Origin of the sequence: Leptospira ainazelensis (assembly GCF_016918785.1) — a bacterium.
In the GTDB taxonomy this organism is placed as follows: Bacteria; Spirochaetota; Leptospiria; order Leptospirales; family Leptospiraceae; genus Leptospira; species Leptospira ainazelensis.
On the sequence record NZ_JAFFPT010000009.1, the window covers coordinates 232607 to 254633 of the forward strand.

At 43.1% G+C, this 22027-nt stretch carries 17 protein-coding genes; 8 read left to right on the plus strand and 9 right to left on the minus strand.

Going from position 1 to position 22027, the window contains the following annotated elements; translation table 11 throughout:
* Positions 1-59 precede the first annotated feature (59 nt).
* The 4 genes from JWG44_RS02575 to JWG44_RS02590 all read left to right on the plus strand — a co-directional run bounded on the left by JWG44_RS02575 (position 60) and on the right by JWG44_RS02590 (position 6026).
* A complete protein-coding gene (locus tag JWG44_RS02575; protein ID WP_205273392.1) occupies positions 60-647 on the plus strand; it encodes a hypothetical protein in 588 nt (195 codons plus the stop codon).
* The gene (locus JWG44_RS02580) at positions 644-1978 is read left to right on the plus strand and encodes a peptidoglycan recognition protein family protein (RefSeq protein WP_205273393.1); all 1335 of its coding nucleotides are present in this window, start codon (positions 644-646) and stop codon (positions 1976-1978) included. Before JWG44_RS02575 ends, JWG44_RS02580 begins: the two co-directional genes overlap by 4 nt.
* Before the next feature lie 496 nt (positions 1979-2474).
* Complete coding sequence (gene amt / locus JWG44_RS02585; protein ID WP_205273394.1) at positions 2475-4832, plus strand: ammonium transporter; 2358 nt, start codon at positions 2475-2477, stop codon at positions 4830-4832.
* Between the two features lie 372 nt (positions 4833-5204).
* Entirely contained in the window at positions 5205-6026 is an 822-nt protein-coding gene (locus JWG44_RS02590) for a hypothetical protein (RefSeq protein ID WP_205273395.1), read from the plus strand.
* Between the two features lie 23 nt (positions 6027-6049).
* Here the strand turns inward: JWG44_RS02590 and JWG44_RS02595 are convergent, their stop codons facing one another.
* From JWG44_RS02595 to lon, 5 genes are all read right to left on the minus strand, one after another.
* Positions 6050-6820: a phytanoyl-CoA dioxygenase family protein gene (locus JWG44_RS02595; protein ID WP_205273396.1), complete on the minus strand. Its 771-nt coding sequence runs from the start codon at positions 6818-6820 to the stop codon at positions 6050-6052.
* Positions 6821-6862: 42 nt separating this feature from the next.
* Positions 6863-8956, minus strand: coding sequence for a methyl-accepting chemotaxis protein (locus tag JWG44_RS22525; RefSeq protein ID WP_205273397.1), 2094 nt, complete (start codon positions 8954-8956; stop codon positions 6863-6865).
* Between the two features lie 275 nt (positions 8957-9231).
* The gene (locus JWG44_RS02605) at positions 9232-9711 is read right to left on the minus strand and encodes a Dps family protein (RefSeq protein WP_205273398.1); all 480 of its coding nucleotides are present in this window, start codon (positions 9709-9711) and stop codon (positions 9232-9234) included.
* Between the two features lie 183 nt (positions 9712-9894).
* Positions 9895-11019 (minus strand): DegT/DnrJ/EryC1/StrS aminotransferase family protein, encoded by a 1125-nt coding sequence (locus tag JWG44_RS02610; protein WP_205273399.1) that lies wholly within the window; start codon positions 11017-11019, stop codon positions 9895-9897.
* A 47-nt stretch (positions 11020-11066) separates the two neighbouring features.
* Positions 11067-13568 carry an endopeptidase La gene (lon, locus tag JWG44_RS02615; protein WP_205273400.1) on the minus strand — a complete coding sequence of 834 codons (2502 nt, stop codon included), beginning with the start codon at positions 13566-13568 and terminating at the stop codon, positions 11067-11069.
* A 199-nt stretch (positions 13569-13767) separates the two neighbouring features.
* Here lon and JWG44_RS02620 point away from each other — a divergent pair, with 199 nt between their 5' ends.
* Positions 13768-13974 carry a hypothetical protein gene (locus tag JWG44_RS02620; RefSeq protein WP_205273401.1) on the plus strand — a complete coding sequence of 69 codons (207 nt, stop codon included), beginning with the start codon at positions 13768-13770 and terminating at the stop codon, positions 13972-13974.
* A gap of 265 nt (positions 13975-14239) precedes the next feature.
* On the plus strand, positions 14240-15685 hold the full coding sequence (locus tag JWG44_RS02625; protein WP_205273402.1) for a pectin acetylesterase-family hydrolase: 1446 nt from the start codon (positions 14240-14242) through the stop codon (positions 15683-15685).
* 84 nt (positions 15686-15769) lie between these two features.
* Here the strand turns inward: JWG44_RS02625 and JWG44_RS02630 are convergent, their stop codons facing one another.
* The 3 genes from JWG44_RS02630 to JWG44_RS02640 all read right to left on the minus strand — a co-directional run bounded on the left by JWG44_RS02630 (position 15770) and on the right by JWG44_RS02640 (position 19868).
* Positions 15770-16369, minus strand: coding sequence for a hypothetical protein (locus JWG44_RS02630; protein ID WP_205273403.1), 600 nt, complete (start codon positions 16367-16369; stop codon positions 15770-15772).
* Between the two features lie 267 nt (positions 16370-16636).
* On the minus strand, positions 16637-18112 hold the full coding sequence (locus tag JWG44_RS02635) for a hypothetical protein (RefSeq protein WP_332460764.1): 1476 nt from the start codon (positions 18110-18112) through the stop codon (positions 16637-16639).
* 721 nt (positions 18113-18833) lie between these two features.
* Positions 18834-19868, minus strand: coding sequence for a zinc-binding dehydrogenase (locus JWG44_RS02640; RefSeq protein ID WP_205273404.1), 1035 nt, complete (start codon positions 19866-19868; stop codon positions 18834-18836).
* 251 nt (positions 19869-20119) lie between these two features.
* Between JWG44_RS02640 and JWG44_RS02645 the strand changes: the two genes are divergently transcribed.
* Positions 20120-20710, plus strand: a complete 591-nt coding sequence (locus tag JWG44_RS02645) for a PaaI family thioesterase (protein ID WP_205273405.1) — start codon at positions 20120-20122, stop codon at positions 20708-20710.
* Between the two features lie 130 nt (positions 20711-20840).
* On the opposite strand, the gene JWG44_RS02650 is transcribed toward JWG44_RS02645, so the two are convergent.
* Positions 20841-21161, minus strand: coding sequence for a DMT family transporter (locus JWG44_RS02650; protein WP_205273406.1), 321 nt, complete (start codon positions 21159-21161; stop codon positions 20841-20843).
* A gap of 188 nt (positions 21162-21349) precedes the next feature.
* Here JWG44_RS02650 and JWG44_RS02655 point away from each other — a divergent pair, with 188 nt between their 5' ends.
* On the plus strand, positions 21350-22024 hold the full coding sequence (locus JWG44_RS02655; RefSeq protein WP_205273407.1) for a glutathione S-transferase family protein: 675 nt from the start codon (positions 21350-21352) through the stop codon (positions 22022-22024).
* The last annotated feature ends 3 nt before the right edge of the window (positions 22025-22027 follow it).

Consider the following 22027-nt stretch of genomic DNA (forward strand, 5'->3'; position numbering starts at 1 on the left):
TTCTTTCCGTCGGAAGGTTTCCTTGACAAAGTCAGGCAAAGAATCTGTCATGAATTCGAATGGCATTTCGAACGGTCTTTTTTTCGATTCTTCTGGTCTTTCTTTCCGGATTGGCAATCGTTGCCTACGATCCGGATCTTCTCCAATGGGAGACCCTCGAATGGATCTACGAAAAACGGACTTTCTTTCTTTTTTCCCTCATTTTTATCATCTCGGCAATACTTATCTATTGGATCTATTTTAAGGCGAAAAAAGGGATTCTCGATTCTAAAAACAAAACCGTAGCCCATCTTCAAGAATCGTTAAACGAAGTGATCCAAGACAACCAATCCCTTTTTTCCTTTTTAAAAACTGCAAAAGACGGACTCGAAAAACAACTGGAATCCTCCAAATCGAAATTTTCTCCCGAATTCTATTCCTCCTGCTCTGCGGAATATCGAAAACTCACGATGGAATTTTCTTCTTCTTCGGAAATTTTCAAAGAAATCCCTTTGGGACCGGAAGAGGAAAAGAACAAAAAGAATGGGAATAACTTTAGAATTTCAGAATATTCTGATCTAATCAATCGCCATAGAAAACTTTCCAGGTCCTTGGAAAAACTGAGAGAGGATCTCACCCGTCTCAGGGAAAAGGTTTCCGAGATATGACTCCGTTCAGGACATTTTTCTTTTTTCTTTTTTTCCTCCTGTTCGGTTGTTCCGCGTCAGTCGACAAGGTATCGGCTTCCAAGGGAAAGAATTCGATTCTTCCGTTCTTAACCTTAGGTTTTGATCAAGAATCCTTGAGTTCCATCGGCAAAAAACGCTGGTCCTTTCGGGTAAAATCGATTCTTCTCCATCACACAAACGCCCTCAAGGCCGAAGAATATCTGGAAAAAAGCAGAACTTCCGGTTGGATGGTGCACTTTCTTGTTTTGGAAAACGGAGCCGTTTACGGCGTGGAAGATCCCGCCAAAATTCTTTATAGGGCCGCGCCGGGAATGGACGACGTTGCGATTCACGTTTCCTGGGAAGGCTCTGGAGAATCCATTCTTAAAAATGAAAGTCAACTCAAAGCTCTCAGCGATCTAATTCAAAATCTTTCCAAAGAATATTCAATTCCTCTAAACAACTTTGACATCGCGTCCGGCAAAGGTGTCTTTACCCATTCTCAGAGTAAAAAGAAATTCGGAAGATTTATGGATACGAGCGATTGCGGCGGTGAAAAAATCCTTTCAACGGTGTTTTCCAGAATCCAAGGCAAATTTTTCCCGGAAGCCGAATGGAAGGATCGATTTGTCCAAGGTTGGGTGATTCGAAAAGAAAAGTTCGTAGACGCGACCGGCAAAAAAATCGTTCCGATCTATTCGCACGGACGAGGAATCACCCCCTCTCCCTCGATCGAATTGAGTTCGATCGAAAAAACATCGGACGGAAAGGCCTTCGAAGACAAAAGACTTCGTTACAATCACCGGGGAACGATTCGACCCGATTGTATAGTTTTACATTACACGGCAATTCCTGATTATCAAAAAACTTTGGAAGTATTAGAAAAACGGAATTTATCCGCGACTTTCCTCGCGGACAAAGACGGCAAGATCTATCAACTTCTGGATTCTATCTTGGACACAGCCGCAGCCGCGACCGGAACCAACACGAACTGTTTTCAAATAGAGATCGTTGGAAAAGATACGGAGATGCTCCTATCAAATCAGGAACAAACCGAGGCCGTCGTCCGTCTTGTAAAAGAACTTTCCGAGAAATATAAAATTCCCCTGAGTAACGAAAGAGTGGAGTCCTTAAGGGGTGTTTATTCGCATACACAGGCGAAAAAAAAATGGGGCGGTTCGATCCATTTGGACGGCAAGGACTTCGATCCGGGTGAACCTTATATGAAAGCGGTTTTAGAACTCGCGGGCGGAACTTTTTTTCCGGAAGAGAAATGGTACGAAAGACTGAGTAACGATTGGATTCTTCTCTTTAGCGCCTTTCAACCCTAATAACTCTTTTGCCATCATTAGGTCATCATTCATACTGATTTTTGTTTTGTCGCAAATTTAGAATCGTTTTTATTCCCAGTTTATAATTCAAAGTTATCAAGTTCTCCGAATTACAGACGTTATACAACATTGATCGCTAAAAAATCGGCGTATTCTTCGCCGACTAACAAAAATTTACGCTCGCTCGATTAAATCATTGATCGTAAGATCCTGTCCAAATTCTTTCCTTACTAAGAGTCAAAAAACTCTTCACGATTCGCTTAAAAATAAAATCCAGAGTTATGTGGATGAAAGACTTCTTTCGAAACACTACCAACGGATCGGAACTTCGCTTTCCACTCACTTCCTGTATGAATCGAATTTGATTCCTGAAACTTCGAAACAAAACGAAACGAGCAAGTTAAAAATAATATAGAGTTACCCTTCTCGATTTCGGAAACACCTCATCCAAGGAGCGGTTTTCAATCTTGATCGAGAGGTAAAATAGTTAGAACCTATGAAACACGTTAAGAATCATTTGAAAAAGAGATTTCTCCTCCTCATCCTTTTGTTAGGAATCCAAATCCCGCTCTTTGCGGATTCTCCGGCGCAAGAACTCTCTAAAGGCGCGGATCCGATCTGGTTGATCATCTGCGCTGCCTTAGTATTTTTTATGCAGGCCGGTTTTTTGATGTTGGAAACGGGTCTTTCAAGACTTAAAAACACGATCAACGTCGCCGTCAAAAATCTGATGGATTATATCGTCGGTACCGTGGCCTTTTTTTGTATCGGCTTCGGCCTTATGTTCGGTTATTCCGATAACGGCTGGATCGGAACCAACCACTTCTTTCTGGAAGGACTTAAATCCGGTAAGGAGTTTGCCTTTTTCCTTTTTCAAGTCGCGTTTATGGGAACTGCGGCTACGATCGTTTCGGGAGCCGTCGCGGAACGTATTAAATTTTCTGCATATTTGATCGTTTCGGTTCTTGTCTCCATATTTATCTATCCCACTTTCGGCCACTGGACCTGGGGCGGAGGATGGATCGCAAAACTCGGATTTGTCGATTTTGCGGGCTCTACCGTCGTACACTCATTAGGCGGTTGGATTTCTCTTGCGGGTGTGATCGTCCTCGGCGCGAGAAAGGATAAGTTTAGAGAGGACGGTTCACCTCGTAAAATCCACGGACACAATCTTACGTTTTCGGTCCTAGGCGTTTTTATTCTTTGGTTCGGATGGTTCGGGTTTAACGGAGGAAGCACCCTTTCCTTTTCGGAAGACGTTCCTTTGATCATTCTCAACACAAGTCTCGCCGCAAGCGCCGGTGGAATCCTAGCGATTTCGGTTTCGTGGATCTTTTACAAAGTCGCTTCCGTCGAGGATTGTATGAACGGCGTTCTCGGAGGACTCGTCGCGATCACGGCGGGTTGCCACGCACTCGCACCTTCCGCGTCACTCCTTTTGGGCGCGATCGCCGGAATTTCCGTCGTCGTCACGGCTTGGGTTTTGGAAAAGGTGTTTAAACTCGACGACGTAGTCGGCGCGTTCCCCGTTCACGGAGTTTGTGGAATCATCGGCACTTTGTTTCTCCCTCTTCTATCAGAAAATCAAGATATTCGAATACTTCCTCAATTGATCGGTGTCTCTACTTGCGCTGCTTGGGCTTTTGGAATCGGTTTATTCCTTTTTTGGATTTTAAAAGTTTCGATCGGAATCCGAGTCAACGAAGAGTTCGAAGAAAAAGGTTTAAACATTACGGAACACGGCGCGGGTTCAAGCTGGATCGACTTGATTCATTCCTTAAAAGATCTTTCCAAAGGCGGAGGAGATTTAACCCGCAAAATCCACGTAGATTCCGGAACCGAAGCGGGTGCGATCGCATTCCTGATGAATCGATATCTTTCCAATCTTGGAGAAATGATTTTTACGATTAAGGAAAAATCCGGAGAACTCGAAAACTCCGCCTCCGAAATTTCCTCCGCTTGGGGAAATATGAGCCAAAACATTCAGGAACAGGCCGCCAGCTTGGAAGAAGTCACCGCCATTTTCGATTCATTCCGAGATTCGTTTCAGAAAATTTCCAATTCCGCCTCCGAACAAAAGGCGATTGAAGCAAAAGCAAAGAAAATGTTAAACGAATTGGTTTTCGGATTCCAAAAATTCGATCTCGATCTCAAAGAGAGTTCAGAAAAGTCGGAACGTTCGGTGGAAAACATCAACCTGAGCACAAAGGAACTAAATCACCTCGAGTCGGATATAAACGACATCGGCGCTTCCGCCAAAAAAGTCGAGAGTTTGGTTAAATTGTTAAACGACATCTCTGCAAAGTTAGCAATGCTTTCCATCAACGCGTCCATCGAAGCCGCACGTTCGGGTAGTTCCGGAAAAGGTTTCGGAGTGGTGGCTGAGGAAATCAACAAACTCGCTTCCAGCACGCAAGAAAGTACAAAAAAAGCGACCGAAATTTTAGGCGAGATTCAATCCGCAGTTTATCGCGGGAAGTCAACGGTCTTGACCACGGTCGACTTTTTTAAAAATTTAACTGAAGAATTTAGGACGCTCGCTCAGACACAAATTTCGATCCGTGAAAACAGCGCACACTATTCCAACCTTATCGAAAGTTTGAACCGTCTCAACATATCGGTCACGGATCAAAGTGAAATTATCATGAGCAATATCGTGGATCGTTCCACCGAAATCAGAGGACTTTACGAATCCATCGAATTTGTCAGTACGGCGTTTCACGAAATTTCGGCCCAATCCGAAGAATTGACCGCAACCGGCGATTTTCTAAAACAACTCTCGGCCATTCTACATTCTTTGGTTAGAAACTTTAGAGTCGAAAAGGAAGTGGTTCCGGAACTGATAACGGGATGATTCAATTTTCTCTCTATCTTTAATATTTCTTATAACGCAGATCCCGATAAGCGGTCTGCTTTGATTTCATTCTAATTGTTCGTTCAATTCTTTAGATCTGAATTGTTATTCAATTATGATTAAACAATGGTCGATGGATCGGATTCAGGAAACGTGGAAATTGGCTTCCTGTTTGCACGACGGGCAAAAATACGACGGCTTCCATAGAGACGAAAAAAAGAAACCTTGATGTCACTGAGATTCTTTCTGATATCTTCTTTTCGGTTGTTCCTGATTTTAAGCTCGCTCCAGTTTTTTTCCTGTATTTGGCTTTCTACGGATACACAAACCGTCCCTCTCAAGGAAAAAATTTTCCAATCGGACAAAGAGATCGTGTCTAAACCGGTCCTGATCCGAATTTCCGACGGAGATTCTCAAATCGTCGGAGATCAAATAGGCTTTTTGAATTGTGTTAACGAAAACGGCCAAAATAAAATTACCGTCTTTGATATTTACGACAGAAACGAAACGTTTAACACAAAACCTTCGGATAAACTTCGAACTTTGATCCAAAACGCGATTCCGAACGTCTTGTTTAAATCCGACTATTGTTCTACCGTCGAAACCAAAGAAGCCGTTTCTCTGGATGATACCCAATGGAAATTCCAACTCGAGAAATACGCCGAGATACAAAATGAAAAACCACATCTCTGTGATAAGATTCGGAACGTAAATTCGAAAAATTTAATACGATCTAAATTTTCGGAAACTTGCGTCCAAATTCCAAAATCAGTGATCACCGTAGACATTAGCCATCAAGAAGCCGTTCTCTTAGCCGAAGGAAAAATTAAATTCAAAATCGATTATACGACTCTAAGTTTAGGTTACGGCTTGGGATGGATGTTCAACATCCTTTCGCTCGGTTTTATGAGTTTGGATTCTACCATCTATGCAGGTTCCACTTTCAAAAATGAACCTGTCGCAGAAGATAAAAACGCAGCATACGTTATGCGCTATCGCGGAGGGATGAGTAAATCGGTTTGGAACTATTTTATCTGGCCGATTTGGTTATTCAAACCGAATGAAAGAATCCGATTTGGAACCCCTTTTTCGGATCCCGATGATACGATAGGACTCGACGACTTTAAGCAAGAATCGGCGAGACAGGCGTTGATCGTAAACTTTTTGGAAAACCGTTTGATAAATCGGAAATAATTTCCATCAAATCCGCCTTTTAATCAAACGAAGTCGGTTTCGATATCAATCAAAGAAGCGGTCGTCTCAAAAATCGGATTCTCAAAAAATGAAGAATCCGAGTTCGGAAAATGCCCCGTCTTTTGCACTTCCATACTCGAACTCGGAAACGATGTATAAAGAATATCGAATGAACTCCGATTCAGACCGTAAACACCTCTGTGAATGAGATGGGCCGAAAACACGAGTAAATCGCCGGGCTCCAGCGGGATTCTTACGGAATCGGGAAGCTCATCGGAATGTTTTCGTCCTTCTAGTTCCAATCTTGTATTCCGTTCCGATTCGTTATCCCATCGAAGATGGGATCCTGGAATGAATTCCATTCCGGGGTCGGGCTGAAACGGAATTCTAAAATGCAAAACGATATCCTTTTCGATGATCCTTTTTTGTATCTCTTCTTCAACTCCCAAATATTGGACGTCCCGGTGCCAATACGGTTTTTTCAAATCGGATTTTGGATTAAAAAAAAGCTGAGTATTTAGAAAAAATACTTTAGAATTTGCTAAATTTTCCGCGATCGAAACGAGCTCGGGTTTTGATATAAATTCGAACAGTCTCTCTCTATCTTGAAAGTTTGGGAGAAATTTTTTTCCGGTCAGATAAGCGCTGTTTACGTTTTCGGGGAAGTCGTGATCCGCACGCCATCTGGAATCGGCGTCTAAAACGATTTCGGAAAGAGGAACAAGTTCTTCTTCGGAAAAAAAATCCCTAAAAAGAAAATATCCGTTTGTCGAAAATTCTTTTCGATAGAACACGATTCATGTTGAGAGGAAGAAAAGTTTTGTAAAGAAAAATCCTCACGAAAACTTGAACTGTGAAAGAATCGAATTCAATTCATTAGCCTGGTGTTGAATTTTTTCGGCCACCCTTGATACTTCGTCCGAATTGGATGCGATCGTTTGTGATTCCGTCGTGATCAATTGAATCGTCTCCGCAATCTGATCCGTGGATAATTTTTGTTCTTTGGTGGCGGTTTCAATCTGCAATGACTCCGAAGAGACCTTTACGATCGTTTCCGTGATTTGATCGATTCGAATCGTGTTTTCTTTTACGTTGTTCACGAGGTCCACAACTTCCTGCTGGTATCGGTTCGTGTTTTCGATCAATTCCAAAAGAAATGTAACGACCGTGTTTACGTTGTTGGAGCCTTTGTCGACGGCCTCGTGAGTATTCGAAACAAGTCTTTCGATATCGCGAACGCTCGATACGGACCGATCGGCCAGTTTCGAAATTTCTTCGGCGACCACCGCAAATCCTTTTCCGGCTTCTCCCGCTCTCGCGGCTTCGATCGCCGCATTCAAAGACAACAAGTTCGTTTGATCCGAAATTTCGGTGATCAAAACCGTAATCGAATTGATCTGTTTCGCCATTTCCCGAATTTCATCGATGGCCTTTGTCGCCTGAAGAATCGTGTCCTTTCCTTCCACGGCCGCATTCGCAGTTTTTCTTACGGAGTCGCTAAGACCGATCAATCTTTCGCCGGCAAGTCCCATCGAAGTTTTTAGTTGCCCCGATCTTACGCTGAGGTCTTGTGCGTCTCTGGCTTCTTCTTCCACGGAATACAAAACATTCTGCAAGGACGCAGCGATCTCTTCCAGCGCCGCCGAAGATTCTTCAGTTCCCGCCGCCTGCGATTGCGCGGATTGATTTAGATTTTGAATCGAGTCCGTCAATTGACTTACGATCAGATTCGAGTTATGCGCCATTCTTGAAAGATTTTGAAAAAGAGAGGCAAGATAATTCAGGAATTCGTTGGCGGTATCGGTAATCTCGCCGATTTCATTCCGATAGAGCGCATCGATCTGAATCGTAAGATCCCGTTCTCCCATTGCTTGTTTTAATCCGCGGGTGATTTTATGAACCGGGTCGATGATGGATCGAATCACGATATAACAAAATATCGTCGTAACCGAAAGTAAGACTAACAAACCGGTAAGAGCAAAAACGATTCTGAGCCGATCGGTTTTTAATCTTTCTTCGAGTAGCTCCTGCGTAGTAAGGAGAAGATCCCTTTCCAACACCTTATATTCTTCAACGAAGGAAAGCATACGTTGTAAAAAGACGTCAGGCGTTTCAACGGATTCTCCCGTGAAGGTTTTTTTGCAAAGATCCAAGTTCAACTTTACGTTCTTATCTAAACGTAGAATCCGCTCTTCAAATTTGTTTCTTATGATTCCGTTCTGATCCAAAGATCTTTTGAGGAGCGCCGTAACTTCCTTTTGATTACTTTCGATATGATGGATTTTATTTAGAATCTGGATCGCCTCCTTGGAATGTAAATCGGGTTTTTTCTGTTCCAAAAGCTGATACCCGGTCCCTCGAATGATCGCGAGATCGCTGATGATGTTCGGAATATACAAAATGTTAACCGAAAGAACGTAGAAAGTTTCAGGATGAGAATCCAAGATCAGATTTGAATCCTGTGCGACGTATTCTTGATACTCCATTAACAATTTAAAAAGCGGTTCGTGAGATTTGAGAATAACGTCGATATCAAGATTAGCCTCTGGAATCCTGGGAATGGCCTTCCATTCTTTTCTCATCGATGCAAGATATTCGGGGGAGCGTTCCATAAAGCCGATCTCTTTTTCCAAATTCTCCAATTTGATCAATTGGTCTTCCATCGCTTGATTACTCTTTTTTAAAGTTTCGATCGAAGTTTTTCCTTTCATGGAATAGAAGAAATCTTTTCTACGATCTACGAGTTTGGAATAAAGTTCTATGGATCCAAAGAAAAAATCGATTCCGCCGACCTCCCGTTTTGTAAATTCGCTCTTATCCGAAAATTCCTTTAAAAAGAAAAAACTAGATAAAAGAAGCGGAATGAGAGTTGGAAGAATTACCAAAGTGAGTTTTTTTAGAAGGGAAAGATTGTAGATTTTTTTTATCACGGTTTCTATTCCTCGGAGGAGAAGAGTAGAACCGTTTTTTATTTCTTTTCAAGAAATTATTACCTGAATAAAGCTAAAATGAAACGAAGAATTCCGTCTATCAGGCATGTCTCACTCTTCTAAAAAGGATAAGACTTTGCTAAAGAAGAAATTATTACTCCGAACCGGAATTCTTAGTTTAGAATATTGTAAAAAGGGAAAGATAGAATGTGGACTGAATCGGGCTTATCTTTTTAAGGAGCCGGCCCGATAAACGATGTCGCTTTAAATCGAAATCAAGGTTTGCTGACTTCCAGCATACTCCTTAACATCCAAGCCGTTTTTTCGTGCACTTCCAATCTTTGTGTGAGAAGATCCAGAGTTACCTCGTCCCCACCTTCGTCGGCGGAAGGTAAAAGCGCTCGAGCGGTCCGAATCACGGTTTCATGGCCGGCGACGAGATGACGAATCATATCGTCCGCATTGGGAACTCCGCTCTCTTCGGATATCGAAGTCAACTTTCCAAGCTGATGAGAAGAACTCGGTGCAAAAAAACCCAAGGACCGAATTCTCTCCGCGATCAAATCGATAGAAAGCCAAAGTTCGTTGTATTGGGTTTGAAACATGAGATGAAGCGTATTGAATTGTGGTCCGGTCACGTTCCAGTGATAACTGTGAGTTTTAAAATAAAGAACGTAAGTATCCGCCAAAAGTTTTTGTAAGCCTGTGTTGATCGTATCTCGATTTTTTTCGGAAATTCCTATATCTATATTCATCGTCAGCTCCCTATTTTTATACAGACCTTATACAAGAAAGGAATAGAGAATTGCCGCGAACTTCCGCAAATTCTCCGTCTTACTTTTTAAGATGAAAGAATTATAAGAGTGTGTGTTTGGAAGACAAGTGTTTTTTAGAAAGATATAAGGAGCGGACTTCTCCGCCCCTTAAGGGTTGAGAATTTATTTTTTTCGGGAATTATATTCTCGAATCGCTGCAAAAACTTCTTCCAGCTCCTCGTCTTTCATATAAGGAAAGAGCGGATAGTTGAGAATAGAAGCGCAGATTCTTCCCGTAGTATGTTTATCACCGAACTTGCCCTTGATATAAGGCTTGGCTCCGGGTTGATCGCTCATCGCTCCTGGGTAAATATTTGCGAACCCGATTCCCTTTTCTTTGAGAACTTCCTGTATATTCGGTCTTTCTTCAGGAGCGGAAAGAGTCACGTTGCAATAACCGTTTTCTTCGTAGTCCTTCGGAGGATGAATCGCTTGGACCCCAAGGTTTGGGAGTATTTCATAATATTTTTGTGCGGCTATTCTACGGGATTTGATTCTCGCATCCAAATATTTAAGATTGATGTTTAAGAATGCGGCCTGAAGGGTATCTAGTCGCGAATTCCAACCTACGTCGCCGTATGCGTAATGGGAAATTCTCCCGTGATTTGCGAGCATTCTTACCTTATTGGCAAGTTCTTCGTCGTTTGTAAATACGGCGCCGCCGTCTCCCGCTCCACCTAACACCTTCGCGGGATAAAAGGAAGTCGTGCTGATTACGGCGTCCTTGTAAATTGATTCTCCTTTGTATTTCACTCCGAAACACTGAGCCCCGTCTTCCAAAAGCGGAATCCCTTTGGATTTACAAAGTTTACGGAAGTCTTCGATTCTGGAAGAACCCCAACCGTAGAGATGAACGATCATCGCGGCCTTGGGTTTTACTTTTTCAACCGCCTTTTCGAATTCCACAAAGTCCATCTGAAGATCGTCGGGATTCGTATCCACCGTATAAGGATCGGCTCCCACGTTTACGACTGCTTCGAAGGTGGCCCAAAACGTGGAATCCGGAAGCAACACCGCGTCGCCCTTTCCCACGCCTAATGCTCTCAAGGCCAACTGGAGCGCATCCGTTCCGTTCGCGCAGGCGATCGAATACTTTGTTTGAGCGTAAGACGCAAGATTTTTTTCCAGGAGGGAAACTTCTTCACCTCCGATAAAACTCGCATTCTTACTGAGAACTTTTACCTTCTCTTCCCATTCTTCCAATAGTCCCGGTTCAAACCTTTTGATGTCGATAAATGGAACGCCCATTAGGCCCCCTACTTTTTAAAATTTATATTTAAGAATATTCTAAAATACTACTTCTTCTTTTTTCGATCGCCTGTCTTCTTTTTGGAAGGAGAAGTTTTTTTGCCGGAAGTTTTCTTTTTCGCCGATTTTTTTGTCGGAAACGGCTTTGTTTGAAGAGCGTCCTCGAGCAAAGGATTTGCTTTTATAAGAACCTTCTCGTCAAACATCAACTTTGCCACTTCTTCGAAACGACTTACCGGGAAAAAAGACATTCCTTTTTTAACGTAGTCGGGAATTTCTTCCAAGTGTTGGAGATTGTCTTTTGGATAGATGATCTTGTGGACGCCGACCCTTTTTGCGGCGACGATCTTTTCGCGAAGACCCCCGATCGCAAGAACTTCTCCGGTAAGAGTGATTTCTCCCGTCATACCAAAACCCGGCTTTACACGAATTCCCAAAGCGAGAGAAAGAATGGCGGTCGCCATCGTGATTCCCGCGGAAGGTCCGTCCTTCGGAGTAGCTCCGTCGGGGACGTGCAAATGAACCATCTTTTCCGAAAAAAGATCTTCTCTACTTAAGAAATTCTTAATATAACTCAAGGCGATGCTCGAAGATTCTTCCATCGTCTTTCCGATCATTCCCGTAAGAAGAATCCCGCCTTTTCCTTTTACGAAAAGGGCTTCGATCAAAAGTGTGGCTCCGCCGACCGAAGTCCAAGCAAGCCCGAGCGCAGTTCCGGGAACAAGAGCCTTGACCATTCTTTCATCGGTAAATTTCGGAACTCCTAAGAAGGTTTCCAGATCCTTTTCCTGGATCACTTTCGGAAAAGGATCCTTTTTTACGATTCTCATCGCGATCTTGCGTACGAGTTTGTCGGTCACTTTTTCCAAACCGCGGACTCCGGACTCGCGGGAATAAGAATCGATGAGGGCTATGATCGCCTTTTTTTCGAAATCGATTCCGTAGGGTGCGACTCCGTTTTTTGTTAAGACTTTTTTCCAGAGATACTTTTGGAAAATCTGCACTTTTTCATCAGTGATATAACCGGAAAGATTGATGATCTCCATTCTATCCAAAAGGATTCGAGAAATGGAATCCAAAGTATTCGCAGTCGCGATAAAAAACACATTCGAAATATCGAATGGAAGATCCAGATAATGATCCCTAAAATTTTTATTCTGCTCCGGATCCAAAACTTCCAAAAGCGCCGAGGCTGGATCTCCTTGGATTCCGACGGCGAGTTTGTCGATCTCGTCCAGAAGGATCACACAGTCCTTTTCTTTTGTGATACGAAGCGCCGAGATGATCTTTCCCGGCATGGAACCGATATAAGTTCTTCTGTGTCCTTTGATCTCGGCCTCGTCCCTCATTCCGCCCACGGAAAAACGAAAAAACTTTCTTCCCATCGCTTCCGCTATCGACTTGGCTATGGAAGTTTTACCGACTCCGGGCGGGCCCACAAGAAGAAGAATGGTTCCCTTCTCGTCCGCTTTCAACTTTTTAACCGCGAGGAATTCTAAAATTCTATCCTTAACGTCTTCGAGTTTGTAGTGATCCCTGTCTAAAGTACGTTTTGCTTTGTCCAGATCGATTTCTCTGGAAGGCGCAGATTCCCAGGGAAGGGATTCTAAGATATCAAGGTAATTTCGGATAACGTTGTAATCGCCCGTGTTCGGATCCGCGTAGGAGAATTTATCGATTTCTCTCGTAACCTCTTCGATCACTTCCGGTTCCGCTTGGATCGATTTGAGACGTTCTAAAAATTTTTCGTATTTTTTTTCGAACTTATCGTCTTTGATTCCGAGCTCGTTCTGAATCGCTTTGAGTTGTTCTCTTAAGAAAAACTGTCTTTGTTGTTTATCGATCTTATCCTGGATCTGATCCGAAATTTCCCTTTGGATCGAGACGAGTTCAATTTCTTTTTTTAAAAACAGAAGAACCTTTTCGATTCTTTCCTTCAAGACGTTGGATTCGATTACGGATTGATATTCCTCTTTTTCGAGATTGAGGATGGAACAGACGAAGTCCGCCATCTTTCCGGGCTCGTTTACGTTGAGCATCGTGAGTTTCATCTCTTCGGTAAAAAGGGGATTGTTCTGCGCGAGTTCGCGGGTCATAACGAGCAGGGTTCTCATCATCGCCTTGATCGTGTTTTTTGGAGCGCCCGGCTCCTCTTCCGGATAAGAGACTTTAGCGATGAGGGGATCGTTGCTCGTGTAAGAATTGATTTTAAATCGACGTACGGTGTTGATGAGAATGTTGACCGCGCCGTCGGGTAGATGCACTTTTTTTAATATCTTTGCAACCACTCCGAATTGATAGATGTTTTCGGAAGTTTCTTTTTCGTTCTCTTCGTCTTTGAGAAGAACGAGTCCGAGGAAAGAATTGCCTTTGAGAGATTCCTCCACCGCCTTTGCGAATTTTCCACTGGGAACGATCAGAGGTGTGATGATTCCGGGAAAAACGGGACGCGACTTGATAGGAATTAAAAACAGTTCCGGCGGTAAGATCGAATCCAACGGGATGATCAGGTTCTCATCGATTCCAGATAAATCCTCTAATGGTTCCAAAAGGTCTCCTATTCCCTAAAAAGTTCCGACAAGGGCCGGATTTGTCCAGGTTCCTACAGAGGAAAGGATTCTCAAATAAAATCCGATTCATTTTTCTTCTAAAATCGTCCGGAAGAGAAGACGGAGGTCCCCTTTTTGAGATGGAGAATGTGAATTTTTGGGAGTTCCTACTTTTGTCCCCAGGCAAAACCAAATTTTCATGTCCGAAGAGATTCCGGTTTTGAGTCTTGAATTCTTCCCCAACCTCGAATCTCAAACTCTCAATCTGAAAACGACCCGGAGTTCCGACCTAAAAACGTTTCCAACCCAAAGAGCGATCGGAAAAAAAGAAAAATCAAAAGCTCACAAAAGATTCTTACCCGACTTTTTTTTGCTAACGTGCGCACCTGGAGAATTCTTAAAATGAGAAAATCCGGTTCGCGGAAATTCTAATCTCTTGGAAAGAATTCGAAACGTGGGAACTCCTTCTTTCATTCGGATTCTAAAACCAAAAGAACTCCATCGAACGATTTCGAATTTCAAAAAAGACCATTCTCAAAAAAAGGAGAATCGGAAACGGACCTTTTCTTCCTTTTTGATTTTGCGGTATCGGTTGACTTTCATTCCACCTCACTTTATAATTGGCGAGTTCAAAAAAGACGATCCCGAGTGAAAGATGAGGAGTTCAAGAGATGAGTAAAAAGATTCTATGGATCATGGCATTTTGTCTTATTTTCGCTTCCAGCGCGTGCAAAAAAAACGACGACGATGAGGATATAAAAATACTGGGACTTGTCGTCGCGAATTTTTTATACACCCCTTATGAGAAGGTCACTCCGATCGCGGGAACGATCACGGTTGCCGGAGCGGCTTATACAAATCGTGCCTTCGATCCTTCCTGTACGGGGATCGAAGGAAACACAACGTTCTCCTTATATAGAAAAAAAGTGGCGACTTCCAATAAAAAACTCCTGATCAACTTTATGGGAGGAGGAGCTTGTTGGAGCGGCTACAACTGTTTCGGAAACAACACGACTACGTATTTTAACGCTCTCAACGTCGTCCCGGATCAGTTTGTAAAAATCGCGTTTCAAGGAGTGATGAACGCGGGAAATCCATCCAATCCCTTCAAAGACTACGACGTCATATTCATTCCATACTGTACTGGAGATTTGCACATCGGTTCCAAGGATATGACATACACAAATCCGAACACCGGCTCCGCGAGCGTCATCAAACACCGAGGATACGATAACGTCTTAGCGACTTTAAAATACATTCAAACTGAATATCCGGGGGTGGAAAACGTATTCGTAACCGGACAAAGTGCCGGAGGATACGGAGCCCTTTTGAACTATCCGATCGTGAGAGAAACGGTTCGAGGACTGAATGCATCCGTAAAAGTGAATATGCTTTCCGACGCCTCCAATGGAATCGTTCCGGCGGGATTCTTCGCAAACTTGAGCACACAATGGGGAGCCGATGCGAATCTTCCAACCTGGGTGACCGGAATTGCGGCCAATTACTTAACCGTAGGAGCTCCTTCGATTCAGGATTTTTTCACAAAGGTATCCACATTCTATCCCACAGATATGACGGGACAATATACGGCGCTGTTTGATGGAAATCAGAGATTCTTCTACAAGGTAATGAACATCATCAACGCGGCCCCGACGTATTCGGATTCTAAGACGACGGATCCGAATGATTCTTCCAGAAGTTATTCCGCGTTATTCGGAGACAGCGACGGAAGTACGGTTCCGGACGGAACTCCCGCTTCCACGGACGGAGCGTCTTGCGGATGGGCTCAACAAATGGTCACCTCGATGAATGGAATTTCAGGAGGAGCTACCAACTATTCCTACTACATCGCGCCGGGAGACGTTCATACGATCACCACTTCCGAAGATATGTATGGAGTAAATGCGGGGGGAACGAATTTTGTGACCTGGCTGACAACCCTCGCTTCCGGAACCAAACCGGGAAATACTAAATGTTCCGGGAACGGCGGAAGTTGTGTGAATTCGAATCTGACAAAAAACAAGATCAATCTTACGCTTGGAGTAGCGACTTCCGATCAGTCTTATGTGAACGCGAAAGATCTTCTCACAACCTGCGGAACGATCACGGGACTCTAACTAAAATCAAAATCCGCGCGATTCTTCACGAGAAAAGCGCGGATTCATTCTTCCATTTTTTTTTCGACTCTAAAATCCGAAATCTCAGAGACGAGTGATCGTCAGAAGCGCAGCTCCCGTGGAAACGGAGGCTCTCAACCCTTGACAAGTGTAAGGAGAAGAACTGGACACTCCGCTTACGGTGAGCGTATAAACGCTGTTAGCCGCCGCAGTGATATCCAAAGTAACCGCGGTCGCGGCGCTCGTCAAAATCAAAGCATTGGAAGGATCCTTGACCGTAATCGGAAAACTGGAATAGATCGAGTTACACTTGCTTGAACTATGTGTCTGACTTCCGCTGGTTGCCGTAAGTTTATAAGAACCGGCCTCTGCGAAAGTAAGGGTCGGAGTGCCGTTTTGATCCCCGCAAATCGTAAGACTCTGACCGGCGGGAACTGTGATGTTAGTAGGCGCGCTGCTAAAACGAACTCCGCTATTACAAGGATTCAGAAGAACGCTCGCCATAATTAAATTCAAAAAAAGCTCGTCGGACTTTTCCTCGTCGGTTTTCGGTTTACAAGAAACCGCGATCGCCAAAATCAAAAAACTCAATATTAGAGTTTTAGAATATTTTATAATTCCAAAAGAAAAAGAGGATTCTCCTTTGGATGAAATTGAGCGGGATACTTTATTTATTTCCTTCATTCTATTGTTCCTTAAAAGGTTGATACCGTTGATAGCCCCTTCGCGGGCGGACACGGTCAGAACTTTGAAGAAAAAACGGATTCTTAAAAAAATAATTCTAATGCGACTTTAGATATTTGGAATACGGATTCGGGCGGCGGACGGGCTCTCCGCTCGAGTCAAGTTATTGAGTATTCCTGAAGTAAGGCGCGGGTTAAACTACTTTCAATAACTTGACTTCGCATCGATCCCTGCCGCGTAGTAAACGATCGATATTTGGAGAAAAAATTAGATATCTTTGATAATCAAATCCACGATGCGGATAAAAACCTTTCGAATATCGTCGCGGGCTTCCTCGGAGGGAAGAACCTTGTGATTCCAGATTTTGAGCCCGAAACGGATGAAAAAATTATCCAAAAATTCTGATTCTACATGGGTTTTCATCATCGTTTTCCCGGATTCTCTGTTCCAGGAAAGGGCCACTTTGGTTCCTTTCTCGCCGTTTGCGTGGACGAGAGTTTCGGTGAATTCATGGATGATCGATTCCAAATTTCCAGGAATCACCAAGTTGATCGCCCATGCCGGAATCACATAGGAAAAACCTCCGGAAACGTCGAACTTTTCGATCTTTGTAATCTTAAACAAAAGAGAGGCGTTTTCCGGATGATTTACGAAAAGACCTGAAAGAAGGATCTCCGGATTTTCGAGCAAAAGGCCGTAGAGATTCGCTTCCAGAGAAACCCGAACTTGAAACGGGAAATTACTGAGGGAAACGATCGAAAAAGAATCTTCGGGAAATAGATTTCCTTTGGAATCGTAGGGAAGAATTTTTCCGTGTTTGGTGACAAACTTAAACGAGATATCCGGCGTTTTGGAGTTGAGACGAATTTCGGCGAGAATCTTGCCTTTCGGATTCTCCAATTTGATATTCACCCAACCCAGATATTTGATGGAATCGAGATAATCGCCTAACTCTTCGTAGTCGTCCGAGAGGTTTCTGGAGATGGAACCTTTGAAGTTAAACTTCGTGAAAGAACCCTCTCCGTTTGCGGATTTATCCTCGCTCAAAACCAAAAGAGAGTCCAAACCGAAATAGTAGTTTAGAAATCTGCCGAGATCCGGAAAAGACTTCGAAAGGTCGTTTAACACTTTTCGAGCTTCAGGATGATTCACTTTTTTGAATATAAGAGTCGCAGGAGCTTCGATTTGTTTTACGTTCTGGGGATCCAAAAATTTGAGCGACGATTCCATCGCCATTACGCCGTGTTTGTGAGTAAAGGGTCCCAAGTGAGTCAGGAGATCCAAGTTCCCGGAATAGGAAGTTCCTCTGTAGAGAGGTTTCGGATTGTGTCTCAAATCGAACTCGGCGCTAAAATCCCCGAAAGAGGAAACTGAAATCGCCTTTATCCTCTTATCTTCAAGATTGATCTTATAACCTTCGGGTGAAAATTTTCCCTTATAACTCACCCAGTGGGTTCCGTCCTCTTCCTTTTGAAGAAACTCGGAGTTGTAGAGTTTTTTCAATTCGAATTTTTCCAAGGAGGCTTCTATATAATTATGAAATTCTAATGCTCTTCCGTCGTATTGAACCTTTTTGGCGACCCCTCTCAAAAAACCGAGAAACTGTTTGGAAAGTTCTCTTCCGTCCGGTCCGATCGAATGCGGAATATCCTTGAGGGAGAAAGCTCCTAAAACGGGCAGAACAAGAAGAATGGAAAAAAGAACAAAACCGGAAATTGCGAGTTTTCGAATCTGAGTTTTCACAGGATCACCTTTAAATAACAAATGATATATATTGCGGAGGAATTCTCCCTACCCTAAATCTCGATTTTTAAAAAGCAAGGTTTTTATAGCGATCGCTACAGTAAACTTTTGACAGAATCGTAAAAAAGAGGAGTTCCTACTTTTCCAGAAACAAGGAAAAACTACCGTTTTCTCGCACCCTGAGCCTCATCGTCGAAATTCCAGGCTTTGGATTTAGCTCGAGCTCAAAGATATCGAAAGTCCGTCCAAAACAAGACTTGATTTCGAAATCCTTTTCCAATTTGGAGAATTCAAAACTTTCGTCTTCAGATTCGGCATGACCTTACAAACGAGTTGAAAAAAACTATTTAGAATCAAGGAGTATACCAGTAAGATTTTTTATAGGAGTTCCTACAAAGCTCTGAGAGAGAATATTTCTTGCAAAATTATGATTTTGTGATATAGGAAAATCAGCCGGAGTTTTCCACCTCCCGCCCCTCCACCCAAAATTTCGGGCGGGGCTTTCGTTTTACAGAGGACTGTCGTTGTTACGACAGATTTTTCTAAAGGTTCAATCACCTTTGTGGGTAAGGTTTATGCAGATTCGGAGGCGGCCTCGCAACTCCAAAAACTTACGAAGAATAGGATTCCTAAAATCCAAGGCTGAAATTTTCCAGAAGCGGTTTTATTTTAAGATTCTATTTTTAAAACGAATTCGATTACACGAAGTCCGAACTAAAATTCAACCCGGTTGAATGATAAATCGGATCGGGTTTCCTTTTCTTTCGTCCAATGCTTCCAGGCATTCATTCAATTCTTCTAATGGATGATGGGAAGTGATGGAATGTGTGAGGTTGATTTTTCCCTTTAGATACAAGTCGATCAACTCGGGGATCGCTCTCCTATCAGAGCCGTAAGATCCGGAAACCGAAATCATCTTTTCTATGAGTATAAAAGGAATCTGAAATTTCAAAGGTTGTCTTCCGATTCCTACAAGAACGATTTTTCCTCCCGGATTCATCGCTCTTAAAGATTCCTCAATATTGGACATATAACCCGAAAAGTCAGCGAGCAAATCCACTCCTTTGCTCACTTCTTTCAAAGCCTTACCCGGATTTCTCACTTCTTTTAGATTGATGACTTCGTCGGCGCCGTATTTTACCGCGTTTTCAAGAGGCCCTTTGTCCACGTCGAGGGCGATCACCTTTCCGCTCGTAAGAGCTCTTGCGACTGCAACCGCGTGAATTCCCAAACCGCCGCATCCGAAGATCGCAACCGTATCTCCGTCCACGATGTTTCCCCGATAACGAATCGCGTGATACGGAGTGGAAACAGCGTCGGCAAGAATCGCACCTTGATCGAATGGAATCTCATCCGGCAATGAATAGAGATAACGATCCTCCACCACGTTGTATTCGGCGAAACTTCCGTCCCGATCAAAACCAAAAACTCCCAAGTCTTTACAAAGATTTTCATGACCCGCTTTACAATAAGCGCAGACTCCGCAGGAAGTTCCGGCGGCGATCACAACACGATCTCCTTTTTTAAACCGACTTACATTCTCTCCAACTTCTTCGACAACGCCGGAGGATTCGTGACCGGGAACTCTCGGAAAGTGTTTACACTTGAGCGTTCCATGAACTACAAGATGGACGTCGGAACCGCAGATTCCACAGGCTTTGATTTTTACTTTTACCTGGTTCGAACCTACGTTGGGAACGGCGACGTCTCGGATCTCTAAACTTCTTTTTCCGGATTCTAAGATTGCGGCTTTCATGAAAAATTCTCCCTTGATGAAACGCAACGTAGAATAAGATCGCAAAGATCGCAGTCAAGGTGAATTGAGGAAGAATCAAAATTCCGGTCCGAACTTCTTCCGATCGAAGAAAAGAACAACCTCCGATCTTTGAAATTTTCTTCCTTTTCTCACTTGAATCCATATCCTCCGATTTTTTCATGGAAGAAGAATCGTTTCCTTTGCTAGAACGAAACTAAGATAAGAATCCAAATTCCTTCCGGAGGAAAATAATGGAACCTGAGACAATCTACCGGGAGATCAAAGCCAGTCAAAACGGACAAGACTGGCATCACAAAAACTGTTTTGGTTGTGGTCCTGATAACCCCAAAGGGATCCACGCAAACTTTCCTTTTCACGAAGAAAGCGGCGAAGTTCGTTTTCCTTTTAAAATAGAAAAATCATTCGAAGGAGCTCCCGGTTACGCGCACGGCGGCGTTCTCGCAACGCTTCTCGACGAAGCTCAAGGTGTCCTTTGTTTTCATCTCGGCCATTTTGTTATGACCGATCAATTGTATATGCGTTATCACAAAGCGGTTCCTCTTCAAGAAGATGTCGAAGTTCGTTGTTGGGTGACGATGGTAAGAAGAAGAAGGCTTTATACAAAAGCGACCATTCATCTCGTCAAAACGGGGGAACTCCTGGTTTCGTCCAAAGCCCGCTGGTATGATATGTCCGAAAGAACGATGAAAAGAATGTTCCAAGGAACCGTCTTTCCGATCGATATCCTTCTTCAAGTTTTGGAAGTAAATCAGAAACGCGGAAAGGAAATCCGAAAACGTCTCAAACTTATCAAGGCAAACGCGGAACTAAAAGAAACATAAGTCGTCTGCAGAGAGACTTTGGCTTTACCACAATCCGCAAAAAGCCGAAGTCTCGAAAAACTTGTCTAAAATATAAATTTTAGAATATTCTAAGTTTATAATATTTCTTAGGATAAGGACGGATTCGAATCTACTCGGCTACGAGAAATTTTAAACCCAGAACGGAAAGAATCAAGGTGGAAAGAAAAAATCCTCTCCAAAAATCCATCGGCTCCCCGTGAAGTAGGATTCCGACGAGAACGGTTCCCACTGCACCCAATCCCGTCCAAACCGCGTATCCCGTTCCCATAGAAATCGTCTGAATTGTTTTGTTTAAAAATACAAGACTCAAAATCGCGGAGATTCCGAAACCTATGGTCCAAAACGGTTTTGAAAAATTTTCGAAAAGTTTCAGACAAGTAGTAAAGCCGATTTCAAAAGCGGAAGCGACGATGAGATAGATCCATGCCATACCGCCTATTTTAATAAGAATTCCCGGATTTCAAACGATTGCCCGCACCAACAAAATTGTTGGTCGAAAACCGCGTCAAAAAAAATCAATGATCGCCTTCTATTTGTAACTTTTTAAAATACATTTATACTGGAACGAGTCTAATAAAGATAGTCCTCTCGGATTTCAAAAATCAAAGGAGAATGTCATTGATAGAATTATATACGGCCTCGACGCCAAACGGAAGAAAGGTTTCGATTCTTTTGGAAGAATTAGAAATCCCTTATACGGTTCATCCCATCGATTTCGGAAAACTGGAACAAAAGGAAGAATGGTATTTAAAAATCAATCCAAACGGAAGGATTCCGGCCATCATCGATAAGGACAACGGCGATTTCGCGGTCTTTGAATCCGGCGCGATTCTTCTTTATCTCGCCGAAAAAACCGGCAAACTTTTACCAAAGGATCCGAAAGAAAGGAGCGTCGTCATTCAGTGGCTGATGTTTCAGATGAGCGGTGTCGGTCCGATGCAAGGTCAAGCCGGCGTTTTTTTAAAATACGCACCGGAAAAAATTCCCTTTGCGATTTCCAGATATCAAAATGAAACCAAACGCCTTTATTCGGTACTAAATCGAAGATTAGGAGAAACAAAGTATTTAGGCGGAAAAGAACTCTCCATCGCCGATATAGCGACCTGGACCTGGGTCAACGTTCACGACTGGGTCGAAATTTCTTTGGACGAATTTCCGAATCTAAAACGTTGGGATGAAGAATTGGCAAAACGGCCCGCTTTTATAAAAGGCCGGGATATCCCCAACAAGGTAGAATATAAGAAAGACGAAGAAGAACTCAAAAAGAAAGGTCAAGCCATATTAGGGAAGTAGGAT

Bases quoted from the DNA above. Each gene is read 5' to 3' on its own strand.
- JWG44_RS02575 (WP_205273392.1), top strand. From the start codon at position 60: ATGGCATTTCGAACGGTCTTTTTTTCGATTCTTCTGGTCTTTCTTTCC.
- JWG44_RS02580 (WP_205273393.1), top strand. From the start codon at position 644: ATGACTCCGTTCAGGACATTTTTCTTTTTTCTTTTTTTCCTCCTGTTC.
- amt (WP_205273394.1), top strand. From the start codon at position 2,475: ATGAAACACGTTAAGAATCATTTGAAAAAGAGATTTCTCCTCCTCATC.
- JWG44_RS02605 (WP_205273398.1), bottom strand. From the start codon at position 9,711: ATGAATATAGATATAGGAATTTCCGAAAAAAATCGAGATACGATCAAC.
- JWG44_RS02610 (WP_205273399.1), bottom strand. From the start codon at position 11,019: ATGGGCGTTCCATTTATCGACATCAAAAGGTTTGAACCGGGACTATTG.
- JWG44_RS02620 (WP_205273401.1), top strand. From the start codon at position 13,768: ATGTCCGAAGAGATTCCGGTTTTGAGTCTTGAATTCTTCCCCAACCTC.
- JWG44_RS02625 (WP_205273402.1), top strand. From the start codon at position 14,240: ATGAGTAAAAAGATTCTATGGATCATGGCATTTTGTCTTATTTTCGCT.
- JWG44_RS02630 (WP_205273403.1), bottom strand. From the start codon at position 16,369: ATGAAGGAAATAAATAAAGTATCCCGCTCAATTTCATCCAAAGGAGAA.
- JWG44_RS02640 (WP_205273404.1), bottom strand. From the start codon at position 19,868: ATGAAAGCCGCAATCTTAGAATCCGGAAAAAGAAGTTTAGAGATCCGA.
- JWG44_RS02645 (WP_205273405.1), top strand. From the start codon at position 20,120: ATGGAACCTGAGACAATCTACCGGGAGATCAAAGCCAGTCAAAACGGA.
- JWG44_RS02650 (WP_205273406.1), bottom strand. From the start codon at position 21,161: ATGGCATGGATCTATCTCATCGTCGCTTCCGCTTTTGAAATCGGCTTT.